19 protein-coding genes and 1 pseudogene are annotated in these 23,206 nt (G+C 57.2%); 11 read left to right on the plus strand and 9 right to left on the minus strand.

Annotated features, from left to right (window positions below; genetic code table 11):
• The first annotated feature begins 2 nt into the window (after positions 1-2).
• Together PGR09_RS13050 and ypfH are read left to right on the plus strand one after the other, a co-directional pair.
• A complete protein-coding gene (locus PGR09_RS13050) occupies positions 3-2,003 on the plus strand; it encodes a tRNA(Met) cytidine acetyltransferase TmcA (protein ID WP_348876960.1) in 2,001 nt (666 codons plus the stop codon).
• A gap of 107 nt (positions 2,004-2,110) precedes the next feature.
• Complete coding sequence (gene ypfH / locus PGR09_RS13055; RefSeq protein WP_047043485.1) at positions 2,111-2,809, plus strand: esterase; 699 nt, start codon at positions 2,111-2,113, stop codon at positions 2,807-2,809.
• 308 nt (positions 2,810-3,117) lie between these two features.
• On the opposite strand, the gene PGR09_RS13060 is transcribed toward ypfH, so the two are convergent.
• Genes PGR09_RS13060 through PGR09_RS13070 form a run of 3 tightly spaced genes read right to left on the minus strand, consistent with a single transcriptional unit; the run spans position 3,118 to position 4,859 of the window.
• Positions 3,118-3,318, minus strand: a complete 201-nt coding sequence (locus PGR09_RS13060; RefSeq protein ID WP_015365470.1) for a YpfN family protein — start codon at positions 3,316-3,318, stop codon at positions 3,118-3,120.
• A 53-nt stretch (positions 3,319-3,371) separates the two neighbouring features.
• Positions 3,372-4,499, minus strand: coding sequence for a succinyl-diaminopimelate desuccinylase (dapE, locus tag PGR09_RS13065; RefSeq protein ID WP_020078199.1), 1,128 nt, complete (start codon positions 4,497-4,499; stop codon positions 3,372-3,374).
• 3 nt (positions 4,500-4,502) lie between these two features.
• Positions 4,503-4,859: an ArsC family reductase gene (locus PGR09_RS13070; RefSeq protein WP_015703145.1), complete on the minus strand. Its 357-nt coding sequence runs from the start codon at positions 4,857-4,859 to the stop codon at positions 4,503-4,505.
• Between the two features lie 355 nt (positions 4,860-5,214).
• Here PGR09_RS13070 and ypfM point away from each other — a divergent pair, with 355 nt between their 5' ends.
• Positions 5,215-5,274: a protein YpfM gene (gene ypfM / locus PGR09_RS13075; RefSeq protein WP_087867655.1), complete on the plus strand. Its 60-nt coding sequence runs from the start codon at positions 5,215-5,217 to the stop codon at positions 5,272-5,274.
• A gap of 84 nt (positions 5,275-5,358) precedes the next feature.
• On the opposite strand, the gene acrD is transcribed toward ypfM, so the two are convergent.
• Complete coding sequence (acrD, locus tag PGR09_RS13080; RefSeq protein WP_047043488.1) at positions 5,359-8,472, minus strand: multidrug efflux RND transporter permease AcrD; 3,114 nt, start codon at positions 8,470-8,472, stop codon at positions 5,359-5,361.
• Between the two features lie 383 nt (positions 8,473-8,855).
• On the opposite strand from acrD, the gene aegA reads away from it, so the two are divergent.
• The 3 genes and pseudogenes from aegA to PGR09_RS13095 all read left to right on the plus strand — a co-directional run bounded on the left by aegA (position 8,856) and on the right by PGR09_RS13095 (position 12,606).
• Complete coding sequence (gene aegA, locus PGR09_RS13085; RefSeq protein ID WP_430916218.1) at positions 8,856-10,826, plus strand: formate-dependent uric acid utilization protein AegA; 1,971 nt, start codon at positions 8,856-8,858, stop codon at positions 10,824-10,826.
• A gap of 58 nt (positions 10,827-10,884) precedes the next feature.
• A pseudogene (nudK, locus tag PGR09_RS13090) lies at positions 10,885-11,482 on the plus strand (GDP-mannose pyrophosphatase NudK).
• A gap of 77 nt (positions 11,483-11,559) precedes the next feature.
• Complete coding sequence (locus tag PGR09_RS13095) at positions 11,560-12,606, plus strand: DUF1176 domain-containing protein (protein ID WP_430916219.1); 1,047 nt, start codon at positions 11,560-11,562, stop codon at positions 12,604-12,606.
• Here PGR09_RS13095 and tkt read toward each other — a convergent pair.
• Both tkt and tal read right to left on the minus strand, forming a co-directional pair.
• On the minus strand, positions 12,596-14,590 hold the full coding sequence (tkt, locus tag PGR09_RS13100; RefSeq protein WP_430916220.1) for a transketolase: 1,995 nt from the start codon (positions 14,588-14,590) through the stop codon (positions 12,596-12,598). The two genes, PGR09_RS13095 and tkt, sit on opposite strands and share 11 nt — an antisense overlap.
• A gap of 6 nt (positions 14,591-14,596) precedes the next feature.
• On the minus strand, positions 14,597-15,565 hold the full coding sequence (gene tal, locus PGR09_RS13105; protein WP_045392631.1) for a transaldolase: 969 nt from the start codon (positions 15,563-15,565) through the stop codon (positions 14,597-14,599).
• Positions 15,566-15,858: 293 nt separating this feature from the next.
• Between tal and maeB the strand changes: the two genes are divergently transcribed.
• Positions 15,859-18,138, plus strand: coding sequence for an NADP-dependent oxaloacetate-decarboxylating malate dehydrogenase (gene maeB, locus PGR09_RS13110; RefSeq protein ID WP_015365481.1), 2,280 nt, complete (start codon positions 15,859-15,861; stop codon positions 18,136-18,138).
• A 55-nt stretch (positions 18,139-18,193) separates the two neighbouring features.
• On the opposite strand, the gene hemF is transcribed toward maeB, so the two are convergent.
• Positions 18,194-19,093: an oxygen-dependent coproporphyrinogen oxidase gene (hemF, locus tag PGR09_RS13115; protein ID WP_047050997.1), complete on the minus strand. Its 900-nt coding sequence runs from the start codon at positions 19,091-19,093 to the stop codon at positions 18,194-18,196.
• On the minus strand, positions 19,093-19,965 hold the full coding sequence (gene amiA / locus PGR09_RS13120) for an N-acetylmuramoyl-L-alanine amidase AmiA (protein ID WP_430916221.1): 873 nt from the start codon (positions 19,963-19,965) through the stop codon (positions 19,093-19,095). Before amiA ends, hemF begins: the two co-directional genes overlap by 1 nt.
• 211 nt (positions 19,966-20,176) lie before the next feature.
• Here amiA and PGR09_RS13125 point away from each other — a divergent pair, with 211 nt between their 5' ends.
• The 4 genes from PGR09_RS13125 to PGR09_RS13140 all read left to right on the plus strand — a co-directional run bounded on the left by PGR09_RS13125 (position 20,177) and on the right by PGR09_RS13140 (position 22,668).
• Entirely contained in the window at positions 20,177-20,602 is a 426-nt protein-coding gene (locus PGR09_RS13125; RefSeq protein ID WP_045392622.1) for a GNAT family acetyltransferase, read from the plus strand.
• Entirely contained in the window at positions 20,589-21,038 is a 450-nt protein-coding gene (locus PGR09_RS13130; RefSeq protein ID WP_047050999.1) for a DUF2919 domain-containing protein, read from the plus strand. Before PGR09_RS13125 ends, PGR09_RS13130 begins: the two co-directional genes overlap by 14 nt.
• 60 nt (positions 21,039-21,098) lie before the next feature.
• The gene (locus PGR09_RS13135) at positions 21,099-21,674 is read left to right on the plus strand and encodes an RpoE-regulated lipoprotein (RefSeq protein WP_047043503.1); all 576 of its coding nucleotides are present in this window, start codon (positions 21,099-21,101) and stop codon (positions 21,672-21,674) included.
• 94 nt (positions 21,675-21,768) lie between these two features.
• Positions 21,769-22,668 carry a Dyp-type peroxidase gene (locus tag PGR09_RS13140; RefSeq protein ID WP_032712132.1) on the plus strand — a complete coding sequence of 300 codons (900 nt, stop codon included), beginning with the start codon at positions 21,769-21,771 and terminating at the stop codon, positions 22,666-22,668.
• 139 nt (positions 22,669-22,807) lie between these two features.
• Here the strand turns inward: PGR09_RS13140 and PGR09_RS13145 are convergent, their stop codons facing one another.
• Positions 22,808-23,170, minus strand: a complete 363-nt coding sequence (locus PGR09_RS13145; RefSeq protein ID WP_072059378.1) for an endonuclease domain-containing protein — start codon at positions 23,168-23,170, stop codon at positions 22,808-22,810.
• Positions 23,171-23,206: the final 36 nt, after the last annotated feature.

A 23,206-nucleotide genomic window follows, 5' to 3' on the forward strand; every position in this document is an offset into this window, starting at 1 on the left:
TCATGGAACCGCTTGTTCACCTGACCGCGCGGATGGCGCGCGAGGGCATTCGTCGCCTGCTGGTGCTTAGCGGCGACGAAGACTGGTGCCTGACGCAAGCCCTGGATTTGCGAGCGCGGCTGGAGGGCGATGGACTGTGGGTCGGCCCATCGTCACAGCTGGCGCCCTGCGCGGCGCCGGGCGCGCTGAAAACGCTGCTCGGGCGCGAATTTCAGCATGCCTTTTTCGACGCTCGCCACGGTTTTGACGTGGCGGCTTTTGCCGCGCTTGCCGGCACGCTGCGCGCCGGCAGCTGGTTAGTGCTGCTGGCGCCGGATTTTGCCCGCTGGCCTGAGCAGGCGGATGGCGATTCGCTGCGCTGGAGCGATACGTCTGAACCAATCGCCACCCCTAACTTTGTCCACCGTTGTCTCCAGCTCTTCACCGCGGATCCTGAGGTCGCACTGTGGCGACAGGGCTACGGCTTACGGTTGCCGGAGGTCGCTCCGCGCAGAGACTGGCACGCTGCCGATGGCTACCCGCAGGCCGAACAGGCCGCCATTCTTTCGTCACTACTGTCATCGCCCCCGGAAATTGCCGCCATCACCGCCGGGCGCGGGCGCGGTAAATCTGCGCTGGCGGGAATGTTGATTCATCAGCTCACCGGCTCCACCATCGTCACTGCGCCGACGCGCGACGCGACGGAAGTCATCGCCGTTTTTGCGGGACAAAAGATATGCTTTATGGCGCCCGATGCGCTGCTGGCAAGCGATGCGAAAGCCGACTGGCTGGTGGTCGATGAGGCCGCCGCTATCCCGGCACCGACGCTGCGCCAGCTGACGGCGCGTTTTCCCCATACGCTGTTAACGACGACGGTTCAGGGCTATGAGGGAACCGGCCGCGGCTTCTTATTGAAGTTCTGCGCCGGTTTCCCAACGCTACGGCGGTATAACCTGTCGTCGCCGATTCGCTGGGCGCCGGGTTGCCCGCTGGAGTCGGTTATCGACAGGTTATTGTTATTTAACGATGAGGCATTTCTGCTGGCGCCGCATGGGGAACCGCAGCTGGAGACGTTAAGCCAGGATGCCTGGCGCGAACAACCCACGCGCCCATCAGAGGCTTATCAACTGCTTTCCGGCGCGCATTACCGCACTTCGCCGCTGGATTTGCGCAGGATGATGGATGCGCCAGGCCAGCACTTCACCGTGGCTCGCTGCGCGGATGGCGTCGCTGGCGCGGTGTGGCTGGTGGAAGAGGGCGGTCTCGAACCTGAGCTTAGCCGCGCCGTCTGGGCCGGATATCGCCGCCCGCGCGGCAATCTTGTCGCCCAATCATTGGCCGCGCACGGCGGTAGCCCGCTGGCGGCGACGCTGACCGGCAGGCGCGTCAGTCGTATTGCCGTCCATCCAGCGCGCCAGCGCGAAGGGTTGGGGCAGCGTTTAATCGCCCATGCCGTCAAGCAGACGCACGGCTGTGACTATCTCTCCGTCAGCTTTGGTTTTACCCCTGAACTATGGCGCTTCTGGCAGCGCTGCGGGTTTCTGCTGGTGCGCATGGGCACGCATCGCGAGGCGAGCAGCGGCTGCTATACGGCGATGGCGCTCTATCCGCTCAGCGAAGAGGGGCGGCAACTGGCCTGGCGCGAACATCAACGGCTGGCGCGGGATGAACGCTGGCTGAGTCAGTGGCGTGATGAACGTGCTCCGGTGACGATGGATGAAACAGCTATGCTTACTGAGGAGGACTGGCTGGAGGTCGCCGGTTTTGCCTTTGCGCATCGTCCGCTGTTGGCGGCGGTCGGGAGTCTGAACCGGCTTCTGCAGGCGACGCCGCTGCCGTTAGTGGCGCTACGCGCGCGCTTAGCGCAGCAGGATGAAGCAGCGCTATGCGTGGACCTCGGCTTATCCGGTCGCAAGGCGCTGCTGGCGCGACTGCGGGAAGAGGCGGCTTCGGCCATGGCGGGACTCGATCCTGCCCGCGCGCAGCGGCTGGAAGAGTGGGTCAGGAAGCTGCAATTTTTTTAACTAACTCATTCAGTTAAATGGCATGGTCATATTCTCTGCGCGGCGTAAACTGCCTTGCATCAATCAGGAGCCCGATTCCTGTTTATCTGAGACATCAGGAGATAACCATGAAACACGATCACTTTATTGTTCAGAGCCCGGCGACGCCTGCGCAACAGTTGCTGCTGCTGTTTCATGGCGTGGGCGATAATCCGGTTTCGATGGGGCAAATAGGTAGCTGGTTTGCGCCGCTGTTTCCCAACGCGCTCATTGTCAGTATCGGTGGTGCGGAGCCCTGCGGTCCGGCGCCGGCGCGCCAGTGGTTTTCGGTACAAGGCGTGACGGAAGAGAATCGTCAGCAGCGCATTGATGCCATTATGCCGACCTTTATTGAAACGGTACGCTACTGGCAAAAACAGAGCGGTTTGGGCCCGCAGGCGACGGCGCTGATCGGTTTTTCGCAGGGTGCGATTATGTCCCTCGAGAGTATTAAAGCCGAGCCAGGACTGGCGTCGCGGGTAATTGCCTTTAACGGCCGTTACGCGACGCTGCCGCAAACGGCGACCACGCAAACCACCGTGCATCTGATCCACGGCGGCGAGGATCGGGTGATCGATCTGGCGTGGGCGGTCTCCGCGCAGGAGCGGCTGCAGGAGCTGGGTGGAGATGTCACGCTGGATATCGTTGAAGATCTCGGACATGCCATTGATGACCGGAGCATGCAGTTTGCCCTCGACCGTCTGCGTTACACCGTACCGAAGCACTATTTTGATGAAGCGTTGAGCGGCGGTACGCCGAAAGATGACGATATAATCGAAATGCTGTAATGGCCCCGCGGTACAACGTCGGCTGGTATAGGTAGATACTGTTATCGGTTTACAACTTTTTTAAGGGTTTTCCGGACGCGGCGCGTTGCGCCTTCTCCGGGCTACCAAATCGCACAGCGCTGTAGCCCCGGTAAGCGGCAGCGCCACCGGGGAATTTTGAGGCCACCAACACCAGCAGTTTCAGTAGCCACGGGTACAGAGGTAAAATTGAGAACTTCAGCTCGCAATGGTACGGGCCGTAGCCCGGGTAAGGCGTCAGCCGCTACCCGGGAATGCATCCAGCCCGCGTGATGACGGGGAACGCAGGTTTACTTCTTCGGCTGGTCTTTGTTCGGCCAGTCGTCGTCGTCATCCCACTTGCTATTGAAGTCGCGATGCGGCGGCAGATCCGGTTTGTTGTCGAGATATTTTTTCGGGTCGACGCGATTAAGATCTTTAATCACGTTGATCATCACGCCGACTAAAAATACCAACACCAGAATCCACCAGTGGTTGATAAGCCATTCCATGCTGTGTCCTCTTTTTACCCCGCAGCGGCGCTGCAGGGTAATCGTTATTGTCGTCAGGCGACCAGTTGTTCCATGATGCGTTGATACATCCGCGCCAGCAGCTGCAGGTCGGCGGCATTGACGCATTCATTAATTTTGTGAATGGTCGCGTTCACCGGGCCCAGTTCCACCACCTGCGCGCCCATGCGGGCGATAAAGCGTCCGTCAGAGGTACCGCCGGTGGTTAGCAACTGCGGTTTTACTTCATTATAGTGCTCAATGGCGTTCACGACCGCATCGACAAGATTGCCGCGACCGGTCAGGAACGGCTGGCCGGAAAGCCACCATTCGACGGTATAGCGCAGCTGATATTTTTCCAGCAGCGCGATGATGCGTGCTTTGATCATCTCGTCGGTCAGCTCGGTGCTGAAACGGAAGTTGAACTGAACGAACATATCGCCAGGGATGACGTTGTTACTGCCGGTGCCAGCCTGCACGTTGGCGATTTGCATGCTGGTCGGCGGGAAGTATTCGTTGCCTTTATCCCATTCGATAGCCACCAGCTCCGCCAGCATCGGCGCGGCGCGGTGCACCGGGTTATCGGCGAGGTGCGGATAAGCGACGTGGCCCTGGACACCATGAATCGTCAGGTTACAGGTGAGTGAACCGCGGCGGCCGTTTTTCACGACATCGCCGACCACTTCGGTACTTGAAGGTTCGCCGACCAGGCAGTAATCAAGGCGCTCGTTACGCGCCATCAGCGTTTCGACCACTTTTACCGTGCCATGGGTGGCGCTGGCTTCTTCATCAGAGGTGATGAGAAACGCCAGGCGTCCTTTATGATCCGGATACTGCGCGACAAAGCGCTCGGCGGCGACAACCATTGCCGCCAGCGATCCTTTCATATCCGCCGCGCCGCGGCCAAACAGCATGCCATCGCGAATAGTTGGTTCAAACGGCGGGTTGATCCAGCGGTCGGCGTCGCCGGCCGGCACCACATCGGTATGGCCGGCAAAGGCCAGCGTTTCACCCTGTCCGCGCCAGGCCCAGAAATTTTGCGTATCGCCGAAGTCCATCGCTTCAACGGTAAAGCCGATCGCCCGCAGGCGTTCAATCATTAACGCCTGGCATCCCGCATCATTGGGGCTAAGGGAAGGGCGGCGAATAAGCTGCTGAGCCAGCTCAATGACCGGGCAAGACATAGACTACACCTCGTTAATAAATTTTTCGTAGTTTGCTTCGCTAAAGCCCAGCAGCATAGGCTGACCGGGCGCGCAGAGCAATGGGCGTTTGATAATTGCCGGCATTTCCAGCATCAACGCCGCCGCCGCATCGGCATTATCGATCCCAGTGCGGACCGATTCATCGAGTTTGCGCCAGGTGGTGCCGCGGGTGTTAAGCAGCGCTTCCCAGCCTAATTCGGCAATAAAGGTATTCAGCAATTCGCGGTCCAGTCCGTCAACACGATAATCATGGAAGCGATAGTCTATCTGATGGGCTTCCAGCCAGCGGCGGGCCTTTTTAATGGTGTCGCAGTTTTTGATGCCGTACATGGTCAACATAATTAAACCTTCACGTTAAAAGAATATGTTTCTCAGTTTTTTCCGAATATATAAGCTTTGTTAAATAATACGTGAATCGGCTGGATAAATATAACTTTTCAGCCTTGTCTGATTAAAATTTGTTCTTTTTCGCGACAGACTAAGATAATGAATTACAGGAATTCTGATATTAACAAAATGTTGCGTAATGTTGCTCTGTGTCACATTAAATTTACATGAACCGGCTTATGGTAGCCGCAAGCCAGAGTATTCAAGGCTTGCGGTGACAAGAAAAGCGATTAGAGCGATAGATCGGACGAACTTCTCCTGAGCGGGGAATTTATCTAAAATCGCCATAATAATAAGAGAGGCTATTATGATTGAACATGAACTGGGGAACTGGAAAGATTTTATCGAAGATATGCTGCGTAAATAAAATCTGGCTTTGTCGGTACTGAGGACAATGTTTGACCCATGAAAAAGGCGACTGTGACAGTCGCCTTTTCTGTTATTTGACGGTTTATTCCGGCCTCTCTTTCAGCGGGAAGCGGCGGCGTACCAACACGAAGAACAGCGGTACAAAGAAGATGGCTAGCACGGTGGCGGAGATCATTCCGCCCATGACGCCGGTACCAACAGCGTGCTGGCTGCCGGAGCCCGCGCCGGTACTGGTGGCCATTGGCAGCACGCCGAAGATAAACGCCAGTGAGGTCATCAGTATCGGGCGTAGACGCTGGCGACAGGCCGATAGGGTGGCGGTCAGCAGATCTTCGCCTTTCTGGTTCAGCTCGTTGGCGAACTCAACAATCAGGATGGCGTTCTTTGCCGACAGGCCGATGACCGTCAACAGACCTACCTGGAAGTAGACATCGTTTTCCAGGCCGCGCATCCAGGTCGCCAGCAGCGCGCCGATAACCCCCAGCGGCACCACCAGCATCACCGAGAACGGTACCGACCAGCTTTCATATAGCGCCGCCAGACACAGGAACACCACCAGCAGAGAAATGGCGTACAGGGCAGGCGCCTGAGCGCCAGACAAACGCTCCTGATAGGACATCGCCGTCCATTCCAGGCCGAAACCGTTCGGGAGCTGTTTGGCTAACTCTTCCATAATGGTCATGGCGGTACCGGTGCTGACGCCAGGTGCGGCTTCACCGACGATCTCGACCGCTGAGTAGCCATTGTAACGTTCGAGGCGCGGCGAACCCGTTTCCCAACGCGAGGTGGCGAAGGCGGAGAACGGTACCATGGTGCCGCTACTGTTACGCACATACCACAAATTGATATCGTCCGGCAGCATGCGATATTTCGCCGCCGCCTGGACGTAGACCTTCTTCACGCGTCCGCGATCCATAAAGTCGTTCACGTAGCTCGAACCCCAGGCGGTCTGCAGCGTATCGTTAATATCATCAATGGAGACCCCCAGCGCCTGGGCTTTACGCTGGTCGATATCAACCTGCAACTGCGGACTGTCGTCCAGGCCGTTGTGGCGTACGCGGGTGAGCTGGTCGTTGTTCGCCGCCAGCTCCAGCAGTTTGTCGCGCGCCGACATCAGCGCCTCGTGGCCGTTGCCGGCGTGATCTTCCAGCTCCATATCGAAGCCCGCGGAGCTGCCAAGGCCGCTGATGGCCGGCGGGCTGCTGGCAAACACGCGCGCTTCTTTAATTTTATTGAAGGCTTTGGTCGCGCGCTCAATGATAGCGAACGAGGAGCCGGTTTTTGGGTCGCGCTGATCCCAGTCTTTCAGGCGGACAAACATACGTGCGACGTTCTGGCCGTTGCCGCCGGGGCCGGAGCCGACGGTAGCAAACACCGACTCGACGTTACTCTTCTCGTTATTGAGGAAATAATCTTCCGCTTTTTGCACCACTTTCAGCGTCTGCTGTTGGGTGGAGCCGCTCGGGAGCTGTATCGAGGTGGTGAACATACCGCGGTCTTCCAGCGGCAGGAACGAAGTCGGCAGATGCAGGAACAGCAGCACCATGCCGCCGAGCAGCAGGACGTAAATCAAAATCCAGCGCAGCGAGCGATGGAGAATTTTGCCCACGAAAGTTTCATAGCGGCTGGCGCTGCGGTTGAAAGTGCGGTTAAACCAGCCGAAGAACCCTTTTTGACCATGCTCCTCGCCTTTTTGAATCGGTTTTAACAGCGTGGCGCAGAGCGCCGGGGTGAGGATCATCGCCACCAGCACCGACAGCACCATTGCTGAAACGATAGTGATGGAGAACTGGCGGTAAATGGCGCCGGTGGTGCCGCCGAAGAAGGCCATAGGGACGAATACCGCCGAAAGGACCATGGCGATACCGACCAGCGCCCCCTGGATCTGCTTCATCGATTTTCGCGTCGCTTCGCGCGGCGAAAGACCTTCTTCGCTCATAATGCGCTCGACGTTTTCGACGACGACGATGGCGTCATCGACCAGCAGGCCGATAGCCAGCACCGTCGCGAACATCGTCAGGGTGTTAATACTGTAGCCGCAGGCGTAGAGCACGGCGAAGGTGCCCATCAATACCACCGGCACGGCGATGGTCGGGATCAGGGTCGCGCGGAAGTTCTGCAAGAACAAATACATGACCAGGAACACCAGCAGAATCGCCTCCAGCAGCGTTTTCACCACATCGGTAATCGAGGCTTTTACAAAAGAGGTGGTCTCGTAGGCGACTTTATACTGCAGTCCGTGCGGGAAATATTGCGACAGTTCATTAAGACGGGCGATAACGCGCTCGGCGGTGGCCATTTCGTTGGCACCCGAGGCGAGCTTAATCCCCAGCCCCGAAGCGGCCTGACGATTATAGCGGCTCAGATAATCATATTTTTCTGCGCCCATTTCGACGCTGGCGACGTCGCCCAGCGTGACTTCCGAACCATCCTTATTAACGCGCAGGGTAATATCGCGGAACTGCTGCGGCGTTTGTAGCAGCGATTGTGAGTTGATGGTGGCGTTCAGCGCCTGGTTATCAACCGACGGCGTACCGCCCAACTGGCCGACGGCAATCTGCGCGTTCTGCGATTCGATGGCGTCAGTCACATCTTTCGCCGTCATCTGATAGCTGTTGAGTTTCGCCGGATCGAGCCAGATACGCATTGAGTACTGCGAACCGTAGGCGTCGATATCGCCGACGCCGTTGACGCGGCTTAGAGGATCCTGCACGTTACTGGCGACGTAGTCGGCAATATCCTGCTTATCCATGCTGCCGTCGGTAGAGACAAACGCGAGAGTGAGAATGTTGGTGTCGCCGGTTTTGCGCACCGTGACCCCCTGATTCTGTACCGCCTGCGGCAGTTTACGCATCGCCGATTGTAGCTGGTTTTGTACCTGCTGTACGGCTTCATCCGGGTCGGTACCGGCGGTAAAGCTCAGGGTAACCGTTGCCTGACCGGTGGCGCTACTCTGCGATGACATGTACATAAGGTTATCAAGGCCGGTCATATTCTGTTCGATAACCTGGGTGACGGTATTCTCGAGCGTTTGCGCCGAAGCGCCGGGATAATTGGCCGTCACTCGGACGTTAGGCGGCGCCAAATCCGGATATTGTTCTACGGGGAGCGACAAAATTGCCAGCGTGCCGGTCAGGACTAATAAAATAGCCAAAACCCAGGCAAAGATGGGGCGATCGATAAAGAAATTCGCCATCGGAATCAGGACCTCATTGTGTACATTTTTTGTTATTTCGCAGCCTGTGATACTTTATAGATAACCCCGCAGGCAATCGTGGAGAAATTAAGGAGATAGTGTAATTTATCATGTGTCTTTTATGAGAGCGTAAAGAAACGTCTGTCGCTCCTCTCTGAATTTATATGCGCTTATCACGTCTTTTCTGTCATTCCGTCAAAGCCGCTTATTATTGCTCAGCTAAATGAAACAAAATTTCATTCAGGTCAATATTTTTGATCTAAACCGGATTCTGGTGAGAAAAGCCGATTTCTGGGCAAACGACCATTGTCCCACGGTCATGATGTCAGGTAATAAACAGTCATACTAAATGAGGGGTTATTAGCGATAAGCCGGAAGGATGTATGAACCACTTTATTATGAGCGATAGTCGCAAATGCATCGGATGCAGGGGCTGCGAAGTGGCCTGCGTGATGGCGCATAATGGCGAACAACATGTCTTGACCCCACAGCGCTTTTTGCCGCGCATTACCGTGATTAAAAACCAGAAACAGCGTAACGCGGTAACCTGTCGTCACTGTGAAGGCGCGCCCTGCGCGCGTAGCTGTCCTAACGGCGCCATTAGCCGGCAGGAAGACAGCGTATTGGTGCAGGAAGAAAAATGTATCGGCTGTAAATCCTGCGTGGTGGCCTGTCCCTTTGGCGTGATGCAAATCGTCGTCACGCCAAACGGCAGAGCGACGGCGCACAAATGCGACTTATGTCATGGTCGCGAAGCCGGGCCAGCCTGCGTGCAGAATTGTCCGGCGCAGGCGTTACAGTTGGCGACCGATTCCGCGTTAAGCGAGATGGCGAAAGCGCGGCGGCTGCGGGCGGCGCGTGCGGATGCGGCGTCCTGGCAACATCGGACTTTGACCGCTTTAGCGTCAACCGCCGGCGATAAGGCTAGCCAGATGGCGGCCACGCCCACCCGCGGCGAGGCGGATAAACTGGCGGCTGACGCGCGTAAACAGCACTTTGGCGAAATCTATTTGCCGTTCAGCGCGGCGCAGGCGCAGCGGGAAACGCAGCGCTGTCTGAAATGCGGCGATCGCAGCATCTGCGAGTGGACCTGTCCGCTGCATAACCATATTCCGCAGTGGATCGAGCGGGTAAAAGCCGGCGACATCGCCAGCGCCGTTGAGCTTTCCCATCAAACCAACTGCCTGCCGGAAATCACCGGTCGCGTCTGCCCGCAGGATCGTCTGTGCGAGGGGGCCTGCACGCTGCGCGATGAGAGCGGCTCGGTGACGATCGGCAATATCGAACGCTATATCTCCGACCAGGCGCTGGCTGGCGGCTGGCGCCCGGACCTTTCGGCGGTAAAAGCCAGCGGTAAGAGAGTGGCGATTATCGGCGCCGGGCCTGCGGGCCTGGCCTGCGCCGACCTTCTGGCGCGTAGCGGCGTGGCGCCGGTGGTGTTCGATCGCCACCCGGAAATCGGCGGCCTGCTGACGTTCGGCATCCCGCCTTTCAAGCTGGATAAATCATTGCTGGCCCGTCGGCGCGAGATTTTCAGCCAGATGGGCATCCGCTTTGAACTGAACTGCGAGGTGGGTAAAGACATCAAACTCACACAACTGCTTGCAGACTATGACGCGGTTTTCGTTGGCGCCGGTACCTATCGCTCAATGAAAGCCGATCTGCCTAACGAGGAGGCGCCGGGCGTGTATGAGGCGCTGCCGTTCCTTATCGCCAACACCAAACAGGTGATGGGGCTGGAGGCGCTGGCCGATGAACCTTATATCGATACCGCCGGGCTGAAGGTGGTCGTGCTGGGGGGCGGCGATACGGCGATGGACTGCGTGCGTACCGCGCTGCGCCACGGCGCGCAGCAGGTCACCTGCGCCTATCGTCGTGATGAAGCCAATATGCCGGGGTCGAAAAAAGAGGTCAAAAATGCCCGGGAAGAGGGGGCGAGTTTTGAATTCAATGTTCAGCCGATCACCCTTGAGCTCGGTGAGGATGGCCGGGTCAGCGGCGTGCGTTTTCTGCGCACCCAGCTTGGCGAACCGGACGCTCAGGGCCGCCGCAGCCCGTCGCCGATCCCCGGCAGCGAATTTGTGATGCCTGCCGACGCGGTCATTATGGCGTTTGGTTTCCACCCGCATTCAATGCCGTGGCTGGAAGCCGCGGGGGTACAGCTGGATAGCCGCGGGCGGATCAAGGCGAACGTGGAGAGCCGCTATCGATACCAGACCAGTAATCAGAAGATCTTCGCCGGCGGCGACGCGGTGCGCGGCGCGGATTTGGTGGTGACGGCGATGGCGGAAGGGCGGCATGCCGCGCAGGGGATCATGGACTACCTGGGCGTCGCTTCCGCACTGACGCACTAACGACAAAGCAGGCTCCGCGGCGTAGTATGACTGGGTTATTTCACGCTGCGGAGTTTGCATGTCACTTAATATCCACGTCATTAAAGATAAAATCCTCTCCGAAAATTACTTCGTACTGCGCAACATGACCTATGAGTTGACGCGCCGCGACGGCAGCGTCGTGCGTCACAAACGCGAAGTGTACGATCGCGGCAATGGCGCCACGGTTCTGCTCTACAACCCCGGCAAACAGAGTGTGGTTCTGGTGCGCCAGTTCCGCGTCGCCACCTGGGTGAATGGCAACCAGGATGGCATGCTGATTGAAACCTGCGCCGGACTGCTGGATAACGACGCGCCAGAGGTGTGTATCCGCAAGGAGGCGATCGAGGAGACCGGCTATCAGGTCGGCGAGGCGCGCAAGGTCTTCGAACTCTATATGTCGCCCGGCGGCGTGACCGAACTGATTCACTTTTTTATCGCCGAATACAGCGAGGCGCAGCGCGCTAACCGGGGCGGCGGCGTAGATGATGAAGATATTGAGGTGCTGGAACTGCCGTTCGTCCGGGCGCTGGAAATGGTCGCCAGCGGTGAAATCCAGGATGGCAAAGCGGTGATCCTGCTGCAATACCTACAAAATTCCGGCCTCATGTCGCGGGATCTCTGATAAATCTGATTGAGCAAAACCCCGCCAGTGCTGATGATAATGATGAATTAGAAATCACTCTGTCAGTCATACTTCGGGATTGTGCCGCTCATGCTTTATCGGGTTTTAATACTGCTTTTTTTCGGTTTTCTGCCGACGTCGTTGGCGTGGGCGGCGCCAGCCCAGCAGTTGTTTGGAGATTGGCTTGTCACCTGCAACAATCAAAATTATTGCGTCACGCGTAATGTCGGGCTGCATCATGGATTGGTGATGACCCTAAGCCGGAGCGCGGGAGCGGCCACCGATGCCGCTTTGCGCATTGAACTTGGCGGCGTCGGTAATCCGGTTGCCGCGCTGGCGGCCATCGGCCCGCGGCTGCAGCTAGATGGAAAACCGCTGCATTTTGACGGTAAACACTGGCAGATTGCCGATAAGCTGATTAAAACCGGCGATAGCGTCAGTATCGAAGCTTTCCTGCAGCAGGCCCAGGAGGGGAAAGAGATTACCCTGCAAAACGGTCTGCAAAGCATTTCATTGAAGGGCCTGAAGGCCGCGCTGTTATTTATTGATAATCGGCAAAAGCGGGTCGGCAGCGAAACCGCGTGGGTCGGCAAAGGTGAAGAACCGCCGCTCAGCGTACCGCCGGCACCGGCGTTGCGAACCGTGGGTAAAGCGGAAGTAGCGCAGTCGCCGCTCAGCCGCGAAGAACTTAATGAGCTTATCGATTACGGCAATGAGCGGATGAACGCCAGCCCCTGTTCGCTCGATCCTTTCCGTCGGGAAATCCGCGTCACCGCGCTAACCGATGAGAAAGTTCTGTTGATGACCAGTTGCGAAGCGGGCGCGTATAACACCGTCTGGCTGGCGTGGCTGGTGTCGCGCAAAACGCCGCATCTTGCCCGTCAGGTGCGGCTGGCGCTGCCTTTCCAGCCGCCCGGCAATGCGCCGCGCGATATTGAGTTGATTAACGCCAGCTTCGATGAGCAGCGTCATGAACTGGTGACCTTCGATAAAGGCCGCGCGCCGGGCGATTGCGGGATCCAAACCCGCTGGCGCTATGACGGCCAGCGGTTTAATTTGACCCGCTACGCTCAGCAACCGCAGTGCGATAACTGGCAGGGGCCAGACGCCTGGCCCACATTATGGATCACCCGTTAAGCACTTTGCGGCTGACTTCGACAATATGTTCAGCGGTAAAGCCGAAGAACGGGAACAGCTTGTCGGCGGGCGCCGATTCCCCGTAGCGGGTCATACCAACAATTGCGCCTTTCAGGCCGACATATTTATACCAGTAGTCGGCGATACCGGCTTCGATAGCGACGCGGGCGCTAACATCGGAAGGCAGCACCGACTCGCGCCAGGCCTCATCCTGAGCATCGAAAACGTCGGTGGAGGGCAGCGACACCACCCGCACGTTTACGCCGCTGGCCAGCAGCGTCTCCGCCGCCTGAACGGCGATCTCGACTTCCGAACCGGTGGCGATCAGGATGAGATCCGGCTTGCCGCCCGCATCCTTCAGAACGTAACCGCCGCGAGCAATTTCCTGCACCTGTTCCGGCGTACGGGCCATTTGCGCCAGATTCTGTCGCGAAAGGATTAACGCGGTAGGGCCGTCATTGCGCTCGATGGCCGCCTGCCAGGCGACGGCGGTTTCCACCTGATCGCACGGCCGCCAGGTACTAAAATTGGGCGTCAGGCGCAGGCTTGCCAGCTGCTCCACCGCCTGGTGCGTTGGGCCGTCTTCGCCAAGGCCGATTGAATCATGGGTGTAGACCATAATCTGATGCGCCTTCATCAGCGCCGCCATGCGTGCGGCGTTACGCGCGTATTCGACGAACATCAGGAAGGTCGAGGTATAGGGAATAAAACCGCCGTGCAGGGCGATGCCGTTAGCCACCGCGGTCATACCGAATTCGCGTACGCCGTAGTGGATATAATTACCCGCCTGATCCTCTTTGATCGACTTCGAGCCGGACCAGATCGTCAGGTTACTGGGCGCCAGGTCGGCGGAACCGCCGAGCAGCTCAGGCAGATCCGGGCCGTAGGCGTTAAGCGCATTTTGCGAAGCCTTACGGCTGGCTATTTTCGCCGGTTCCGACTGTAGCTTCGCCACATAATCGCGGGCCGTTTTTTGCCAGTCAGCCGGGAGCTCACCTTCCATGCGGCGTTTCAGTTCAGCCGCCAGTTCTGGATACTGCTGCTGGTAAGCGGCGAATTTTTCATTCCACGCATGTTCTGCTTTCTCGCCGCGCGGCCGCGCATCCCAGCCCTGATAAATTTCTTTCGGGATTTCAAACGGCGGATATTTCCAGCCCAGCTGTTCGCGGGCCAGCGCGACCTCCTTTTCCCCCAAGGCCGCGCCGTGCGACTCTTCGGAACCGGCTTTATTTGGTGAACCAAAGCCGATTATGGTGCGGCAAATAATCAGCGAAGGTTTGTCTGTTACCGCCTGCGCTTGCTGGATTGCCTGCTTCACCGCCTGCGGATCGTGACCGTCGATATCGCCAATCACGTGCCAGTGGTAGGCGCGAAAGCGCTCGGCGGTATCGTCGGTGAACCAGCCTTCAACGTGGCCGTCAATAGAGATACCGTTGTGATCGTAGAACCCAATCAGCTTGCCTAATCCCAGGGTGCCCGCCAGCGAACTGGCCTCGTGTGAAATCCCCTCCATCAGACAGCCATCGCCCATAAACACCCAGGTGTAGTGATCGACGATGTCGTGGCCGGGACGGTTAAACTGCGCCGCCAGCGTACGTTCGGCGATAGCCATCCCGACGGCGTTAGCCAGCCCCTGGCCGAGCGGCCCGGTGGTGGTTTCCACGCCGGGGGTATAACCATGTTCCGGGTGACCCGGCGTTTTCGAATGCAGCTGGCGGAAGTTTTTCAGCTCATTCATCGGCAGATCGTAGCCGGTCAAATGCAGCAGGCTATACAGCAGCATCGAAGCATGGCCGTTAGACAAAATGAAACGATCGCGATCGTACCAGTGCGGATTTGTCGGGTTGTGCTTGAGAAAATCGTTCCACAGCACTTCGGCAATATCCGCCATCCCCATCGGAGCGCCGGGGTGGCCGGAGTTGGCTTTCTGGACGGCGTCCATGCTCAGGGCGCGAATGGCGTTAGCAAGCTCTCTTCGGGACATAGTCGTTTACTCCGTGACAAAGGATGACAGTTTGGCTGCTAGCAGATCTTCCAGTTTGCGTTGATCGACGGCGAACTGGCGAATACCTTCCGCCAGCTTTTCTACCGCCATCGGATCCTGGTTATGCTCCCAGCGGAATTCCGCTTCGCTTAGCGGAACCGGGCGCGGAAGTATCTGATGAGCGGGGATGAGTTTACGTATTACCGGCGCGTCGCTGGCCTGCAGCTCTTGTAACAAGGCCGGGGAGATGGTGAGGCGGTCGCAGCCGACCAGCGCGAGGATTTGTTCGGTACGGCGGAAGCTGGCGCCCATCACGATGGTGTTGTACTTATGGAGTTTGAAATAGTCGTAGATATTGCGCACCGATTTCACCCCCGGGTCTTCATCAACCACGTAAGGCTCTAACGGCTGACGCGCCTGATACCAGTCGTAAATACGCCCGACGAAGGGCGAAATCAGAAACACGCCGGCTTCGGCGCAGGCGCGAGCCTGGGCGAATGAGAACAACAGCGTCAGGTTGCAGTGGATCCCTTCTTTTTCCAGCACCTCCGCGGCGCGGATCCCCTCCCATGTGGAGGCCAGTTTGATCAGGATCCGCGACTTATCGATCCCCATTTCCTGATAGAGAGCGACCAGGTGGCGCGCTTTCTCAATACTTTTTTCACGATTGAAGGAGAGACGGGCATCGACTTCGGTAGAGACGCGCCCTGGAATGCTTTTGAGTATTTCCGCGCCGAAATTGACCGCCAGCTTATCGCAGGCATTAGCGACCTGCGCCTCGCGGTTGCCGCCCTGTTTCGCGGCCCAGGCGAGGGCATCATCGATAAGCCCGGCGTAGTTATCCAATCCGGCAGCCTTTAATAGCAGCGAAGGGTTGGTGGTGGCATCTTCCGGCTGATAGTGGCGGATAGATTCAATGTCGCCGCTGTCGGCGACCACGGTGGTGAATTGTTTGATACTGTCTAGCTGATTCATTAAAAAGTACTCCTGGAACAATAAGTTGCATGAGTTCTTGTCGTTATGCGGTAGAGATGGTGATGAGGTACATAACTAAAAAGCATAGCAGACGGGGCTATCATTGACCGTGAAACTAGGTTACATAAATATTATAAATTGATAACAACCAGACCTTTGTGATGGCAAGAGTATGGCGGCCTTCAAAGTTTAAACCGCCGTCAGGCGCGATACTAAGCATCGCCTTAAGGCGGGCCGACGGCTCGCCATCACGCTTCACCCCCTACGATTCGATACGTGAAAGGAACCATAAAATGGATGAGCAGTTGAAACAAAGCGCCCTCGATTTCCACGAGTTCCCGGTGCCCGGGAAAATTCAGGTGTCGCCGACCAAACCCCTGGCGACCCAACGCGATCTAGCGCTGGCATATTCGCCGGGCGTTGCCGCGCCGTGCCTGGAAATTGAGAAGGATCCTTTGGCCGCTTACAAATACACCGCTCGCGGCAACCTTGTCGCGGTGGTCTCCAACGGTACCGCCGTCCTCGGTTTAGGCAATATCGGCGCGCTGGCCGGAAAACCGGTAATGGAAGGAAAGGGCGTTCTGTTTAAGAAATTCGCCGGCATCGATGTGTTTGATATTGAAGTCGATGAGTTGGATCCTGACAAATTCATTAATGTCGTCGCCGCCCTGGAGCCGACGTTTGGCGGCATCAACCTCGAAGATATTAAAGCCCCGGAATGTTTCTATATTGAGCAGAAACTGCGTGAACGCATGAATATTCCGGTGTTCCACGACGATCAGCACGGCACGGCGATTATCAGCACTGCGGCAATTCTCAACGGTCTGCGGGTGGTTGAGAAGAATCTCTCCGATGTGCGGATGGTGGTCTCCGGCGCGGGAGCGGCGGCAATCGCCTGTATGAACCTGCTGGTGGCGCTGGGAATGCAGAAACACAATATCGTGGTCTGCGACTCGAAAGGCGTTATCTATAAAGATCGCGAAGCCAATATGGCGGAAACCAAAGCGGCCTACGCGGTGGAAGACGACGGGAAACGTACCCTCGACGATGTCATCGATGGCGCGGACATTTTCCTCGGCTGCTCCGGGCCGAAAGTTCTGACTCCGGAGATGGTCAAGAAAATGGCGCGCTCGCCGCTGATCCTCGCGCTGGCGAACCCGGAGCCGGAAATCCTGCCGCCGTTGGCGAAGGAAGTGCGCGACGACGTGATTATTTGTACCGGCCGTTCCGACTACCCAAACCAGGTCAACAACGTGCTGTGCTTCCCGTTCATTTTCCGCGGCGCGCTGGATGTTGGCGCGACAGCGATTAACGAAGAGATGAAGCTGGCGGCGGTTCACGCTATCGCCGAGCTGGCGCATGCCGAACAGAGTGAAGTCGTGGCTTCCGCCTATGGCGACCAGGATCTCAGCTTTGGCCCGGAGTACATTATTCCGAAACCGTTCGATCCGCGCCTGATCGTCAAGATCGCGCCAGCGGTTGCCAAAGCGGCGATGGAATCCGGCGTGGCGACGCGGCCGATTGCCGACTTCGATGCCTACATCGAGAAGCTGAGCGAGTTCGTTTATAAAACCAACCTGTTTATGAAGCCGATCTTCTCCCAGGCGCGCAAAGAGCCGAAGCGCGTGGTGCTGGCGGAAGGTGAGGAGACCCGCGTGCTGCACGCCACGCAGGAGCTGGTATCGCTGGGGCTGGCGAAGCCAATCCTCATCGGTCGTCCGAGCGTGATTGAAATGCGCATCCAGAAACTGGGTCTGCAGATCAAACCGGGCGTGGACTTTGAAATCGTCAATAATGAATCCGATCCGCGCTTTAAAGAGTACTGGAGCGAGTACTATCAGCTGATGAAGCGCCGCGGCATTACCCAGGAGCAGGCGCAACGGGCAGTAATTAGCAACACCTCGGTCATTGGCGCGATCATGGTTCATCGCGGTGAGGCGGATGCGATGATCTGCGGAACCATCGGCGATTATCATGAGCACTATCGTGTGGTACAGCCGCTGTTTGGCTTCCGCGACGGCGTCAGCACCGCCGGGGCGATGAACGCGCTGCTGCTGCCAAGCGGTAACACCTTTATCGCCGACACCTACGTCAATCACGATCCATCGCCGGAAGAGCTGGCGGAGATCACCCTGATGGCGGCGGAAAGCGTGCGTCGCTTTGGTATCGAACCGCGCGTGGCGCTGCTGTCGCACTCCAACTTCGGTTCCGCCGATTGCCCGTCGGCCAGCAAAATGCGTAAAACGCTGGAGCTGGTGAAGGCGAGCGCGCCGGATCTGATGATTGACGGTGAAATGCACGGCGATGCCGCGCTGGTCGAAAGCATCCGTAATGACCGTATGCCGGATAGCCCGCTGAAAGGGGCGGCCAATATTCTGGTGATGCCGAATATGGAAGCCGCGCGTATCAGCTACAACCTGCTGCGCGTCTCCAGTTCGGAAGGGGTAACCGTTGGGCCGGTACTAATGGGTATCGCTAAGCCGGTGCATATTCTAACGCCTATCGCCTCCGTGCGCCGTATCGTCAACATGGTGGCGCTGGCGGTCGTGGAAGCGCAGACCCAGCCGCTGTAAACGCAAAAAATTAAGCCCCGGTATTCCGGGGCTTTTTTGTCTCAGGTGGCTAAATTCAGATCCACTCTTTCACTTTGATGAACTCGCTCAGCGCGGCTTCCGGGCTGCCTTCCTGCGGGTGGAAGTTGTATTCCCAGCGCACCAGCGGCGGCATCGACATCAGAATAGACTCCGTACGCCCGCCGGTCTGCAGGCCGAACAGCGTGCCGCGATCCCATACCAGATTAAATTCCACATAGCGCCCGCGGCGATAAAGCTGGAAATCGCGCTCTCGTTCGCCGTAAGGCGTGGTTTTTCGGCGCTCAACGATTGGCAGATAGGCGTCAGTAAAGCCGTTGCCCACCGCCTGCATAAAGGCGAAGCAGTGGTCAAAGTCCGGGGTATTTAAATCATCGAAGAACAGGCCGCCAATGCCGCGCTGTTCGTTACGGTGCTTGAGGTAGAAGTAGTCATCGCACCACTTTTTATAGCGCGGATAGACCTCGTCGCCGAACGGCAGGCACAAATCGCGGGCGGTACGATGCCAGTGGATGGCGTCTTCTTCAAATCCGTAATAAGGCGTTAAATCAAACCCGCCGCCGAACCACCACACCGGGTCGGCGCCGGGCTTCTCGGCAATGAAAAAGCGGACGTTGGCGTGGCTGGTCGGCACATAGGGGTTGCGCGGATGCACCACCAGCGAAACGCCCATCGCTTCAAAGCTGCGCCCGGCGAGCTCCGGGCGGTGGGCGGTTGCCGATGCAGGCATCGCATCGCCGTGGACGTGAGAGAAGTTAACCCCGGCCTGCTCAAAGACGCCGCCGTCGCGTAAAACCCGGCTGCGTCCGCCGCCGCCGCCTTCGCGCTGCCAGCTATCTTCGACAAAATCCTTGCCGTCAACGGCGGAGAGTTTGCCGCAAATGGCATCCTGCAGCTGAAGAAGGAAGGCTTTGACCTGCTGTACATCGGGTTTCATTAACGTCTCTTCGAATGCGCTTTCTGGTTATCGAACCAGTGGAAATAACTAATAATACCGGAAGCAATAGCGTTGGCGATCTTCTGGCGGAAAGCGGTTGTGCCGAGTAGCTTTTCTTCATTTGGGTTGGTAATGAACGATGTCTCGACCAGCACCGAGGGAATGGAAGGTGACTTCAGCACCACAAAGGCCGCCTGTTCTGTATTACGGCTGTGCAGCTTATGCACCGGCTTAATCTTTTTCAGAATATGCGAGCCGAGCGTCAGGCTGTTCTTAATGGTGTCGGTTTGCACCAGATCGAACAATACCTGCTGCAGCAGATGGTCCTTATCCGTCGCTTTTTTACCGGCGACCTCATCGGCGCGGTTTTCGCGCTCGGAGAGATATTTCGCCATGGCGCTACTGGCGCCGCGGTTGGAGAGCGCAAAGACGGAGGCGCCGGCCGCACTCGGGTTGGTAAAGCCGTCGGCGTGAATCGACATAAACAGATCGGCGCCGTGCTGGTGGGCGATTTCAACGCGATCGTATAGCGGAATAAAGGTATCGCCGTTACGCGTCAGGCGGGCATCGATGCCGTTGCTGCGTAAGATACTGCGCACATTTTTGGCAATGGCCAGCACGACGTGTTTTTCTTTCGAACCGTTGTGGCCAATTGCCCCCGTATCGATGCCGCCATGACCGGGGTCAAGCATCACCAGGCGCTTGCTGCCTGCTTTCTTTGCGACGGGTTTGCTGTGTCCATTGGAAGTTTTTAGCGGCTGTTCTTTGGCATTGGCCTGGGAAGCGACGCCGGTTAGCGTCATCGCAGCCAGTCCTGCTTTCAGCACCTGACGGCGCGAAGCAAGTATTTTTAATGGTTTAAAAGTGCTCATTCGGCCTGAATTGTAAACAAGTGATGTCCAATGTTATATCGTATCGCGTTTCCCGTTACGACCACTCAAAATAAGAATTGTTTTACTTTTCATTTCAATACATGACAAAGATATATTATGCCATTTTTTGCCGATGATTTCGCCTGATATTGGCTATCAGTCATATTCGCGCCATAATCACTGTTTTTAACCGTAAATGGTGGGGAATACCATGGAGATTCGCGTTTTTCGCCAGCAGGATTTCGAAGAAGTGATCACCCTTTGGGAGCGCTGCGATCTTCTGCGCCCATGGAACGATCCGGAAATGGATATCGAGCGTAAGCTCAACCACGACGTGAGCTTGTTTCTGGTCGCTGAAGTGAACGGTGAAGTGGTAGGGACGGTAATGGGCGGTTACGACGGTCACCGCGGCTCCGCTTACTATCTTGGCGTACATCCGGAATACCGAGGCCGCGGAATAGCCAATGCGCTGCTCAATCGGCTGGAAAAGAAGCTGATCGCCCGCGGCTGCCCGAAAATTTCAATTATGGTGCGTGACGATAACGAAGTGGTGCAGGGGATGTATGAGCGTCTCGGTTACGAGCACTCGGATGTACTCACCCTGGGTAAACGCCTGATTGAAGATGAAGAATACTGAATTTATTCCTGCCGATTACGATGCCCAGGGCCGTTTGCGGCTGCCGCTGTTGTTTTGGGGCGTGCTGTTGCTGCAGGCGCGCACCTGGGTACTGTTCGTCATGGCCGGCGCCTCCCGCCAGCAGGGCGATGCGCTGCTGAGCCTGTTCTATCCCGATCACGATAACTTCTGGCTGGGGTTACTGCCCGGCGTACCGGCGGTCGCGGCATTTCTGCTTAGCGGTCAGCGTCAGCGTTTCCCGCGTCTCTGGCCGCTGATGCGCTGGCTGCTGATTGCCTCGCAGGCGCTGTTGCTGGCCTGGCAGCCGTGGCTGTGGTTTACCGGCGAGGCGCCTTCCGCGCTGACCATCGCCCTGCTGGCGGCCGATATTTATGCGCTATGGTGGCTGATAACCAGCCGCAGGTTGCACGCCTGTTTTCGCCTCGAAGCGCTTTAATGGCACTTTTTGCCGATCGCGTACTCCAACATGCGTTGAATTAATCAGAAGGATTGAGATATGAAATCGCTACGTCTAATGCTCTGCGCGCTTCCGCTGGCGCTAACCGGCTGCTCAACGATGAGCGCGGTGAACTGGTCGGCTGCCTATCCGTGGAACTGGTTTGGTTCCTCCAACGAGGTCACCGAGCAGGGCGTGGGTAAACTGACAGCATCGACGCCGCTGAATGAGCAGGCGATTAGCGATGCCCTCGGCGGCAGCTACCGTCTGCGCAGCGGAATGAAAACCACGGATGGCAAAATCGTTCACTATTTTGAAGCGCTGAAGGATGACAAGCTGGCGCTGACCATCAACGGCGATGGCGGTACGGTGAGCCGCATTGACGTGCGCGATAGCGCAATTCCTGCCGCCAGCGGCGTGAAAATCGGTACCCCGTTTAGCGAGCTGTACAGCAAAGCGTTCGGCAACTGCGAGAAAGGCGCTCCCGATAACGGCGCGGTGGTGGAATGTAAAGCCGCAGGTAGCCAGCACATCAGCTACGCCTTTACCGGCCACTGGAGCGGCCCGGACGAGCTGATGCCGTCCGACGATACCCTGAAGAACTGGAAAGTCAGCAAAATTATCTGGCGTCGCTAATTTGATCTGAAGAGACACGTGGGCGGATAAAAACGGTTACAATGGCGCGTTAGCAACGTCATAGCGTTGTGGTTGCATCATTTCAGGAGGAGCGATGTCTCAGGTTCAGAGCGGCATTTTGCCGGAACATTGCCGCGCGGCGATTTGGATTGAAGCCAATGTCAAAGGGGATGTTAACGCCCTGCGCGAAGCGAGCAAAATTTTTGTCGATAAAGTGGCCACCTTCCAGGCTAAATTCCCTGACGCCAAACTCGGCGCGGTGGTGGCTTTCGGCAATACCGTCTGGCGTCAGCTGAGCGGCGGTGAAGGCGCGGAAGAGTTAAAAGATTTTCCGGTCTATGGTAAAGGGCTGGCGCCATCCACGCAGTATGACGTGTTGATTCATATTTTATCCGCCCGCCATGAAGTGAACTTTTCCGTCGCCCAGGCGGCGATGGCCGCGTTCGGCGACGCCATTGAAGTGAAAGAAGAAATTCACGGTTTCCGCTGGGTGGAAGAACGCGATCTGAGCGGCTTCGTTGACGGCACCGAAAACCCGGCAGGCGAAGAAACTCGCCGTGAAGTCGCGGTGATTAAAGACGGCGTTGACGCGGGCGGCAGCTACGTATTCGTGCAACGCTGGGAGCACAATCTTAAGCAGCTGAACCGCATGAGCGTGCCGGATCAGGAGATGATGATTGGCCGTACCAAAGAAGCCAATGAAGAGATCGACGGCGACGAGCGCCCGGTCACTTCGCACCTGAGCCGCGTGGACTTAAAAGAAGATGGCAAAGGGCTGAAAATCGTTCGCCAGAGCCTGCCGTACGGTACCGCCAGCGGCACTAACGGCCTGTACTTCTGCGCCTACTGCGCGCGCCTGTACAACATTGAACAGCAGTTGCTGAGCATGTTCGGCGATACCGACGGTAAGCGTGATGCCATGCTGCGCTTCACTAAACCGGTGACCGGCGGTTATTACTTCGCGCCGTCGCTGGAGCGTATTCAGGCGCTGTAATTTTTCCCCTCACCCTAACCCTCTCCCCAAGGGGGAGAGGGGACGGCACGGTGGACTCTCTTTCTCCCTCTCCCTCAGGGAGAGGGGACGTACGGTGCGGTTATGGATTCCGCGTGCGAACTTTCTTTCTTCCTCTCCCTCAGGGAGAGGGGCGGGGTGAGGGCATCGGCGACTCAAGCGCTTCAAGTATTCTCTCCATCACCGCATCTTCATACTCTTCAAACTCATTATTCCAGAAGCGTAAAACCCGCCATCCCTGGCTCTGTAGCCAGCGGGTGCGGCGAACATCGTAGACGCGCCTCTCATCGTGCTGACCGCCGTCCAGTTCAATCGCCAGCCGTGTTGCGCAGCAGGCAAAATCGAGAATGTAGGGACCAACGGGATGTTGGCGGCGAAACTTATAGCAAGCAAAACGGCGGTTGCGCAGTAAGTACCATAGTCGACGTTCTGTTGGCGTTAAGCTACGTCTGAGCTGACGTGCAAATATCTGTGTGTTTTTCATATAAACACAGTGCACCCCTGGCTGCCGTTTGTCACA

The sequence above is a fragment of the Klebsiella sp. 141251 genome (assembly GCF_050600725.1).
Taxonomy (GTDB): domain Bacteria; phylum Pseudomonadota; class Gammaproteobacteria; order Enterobacterales; family Enterobacteriaceae; genus Klebsiella; species Klebsiella aerogenes.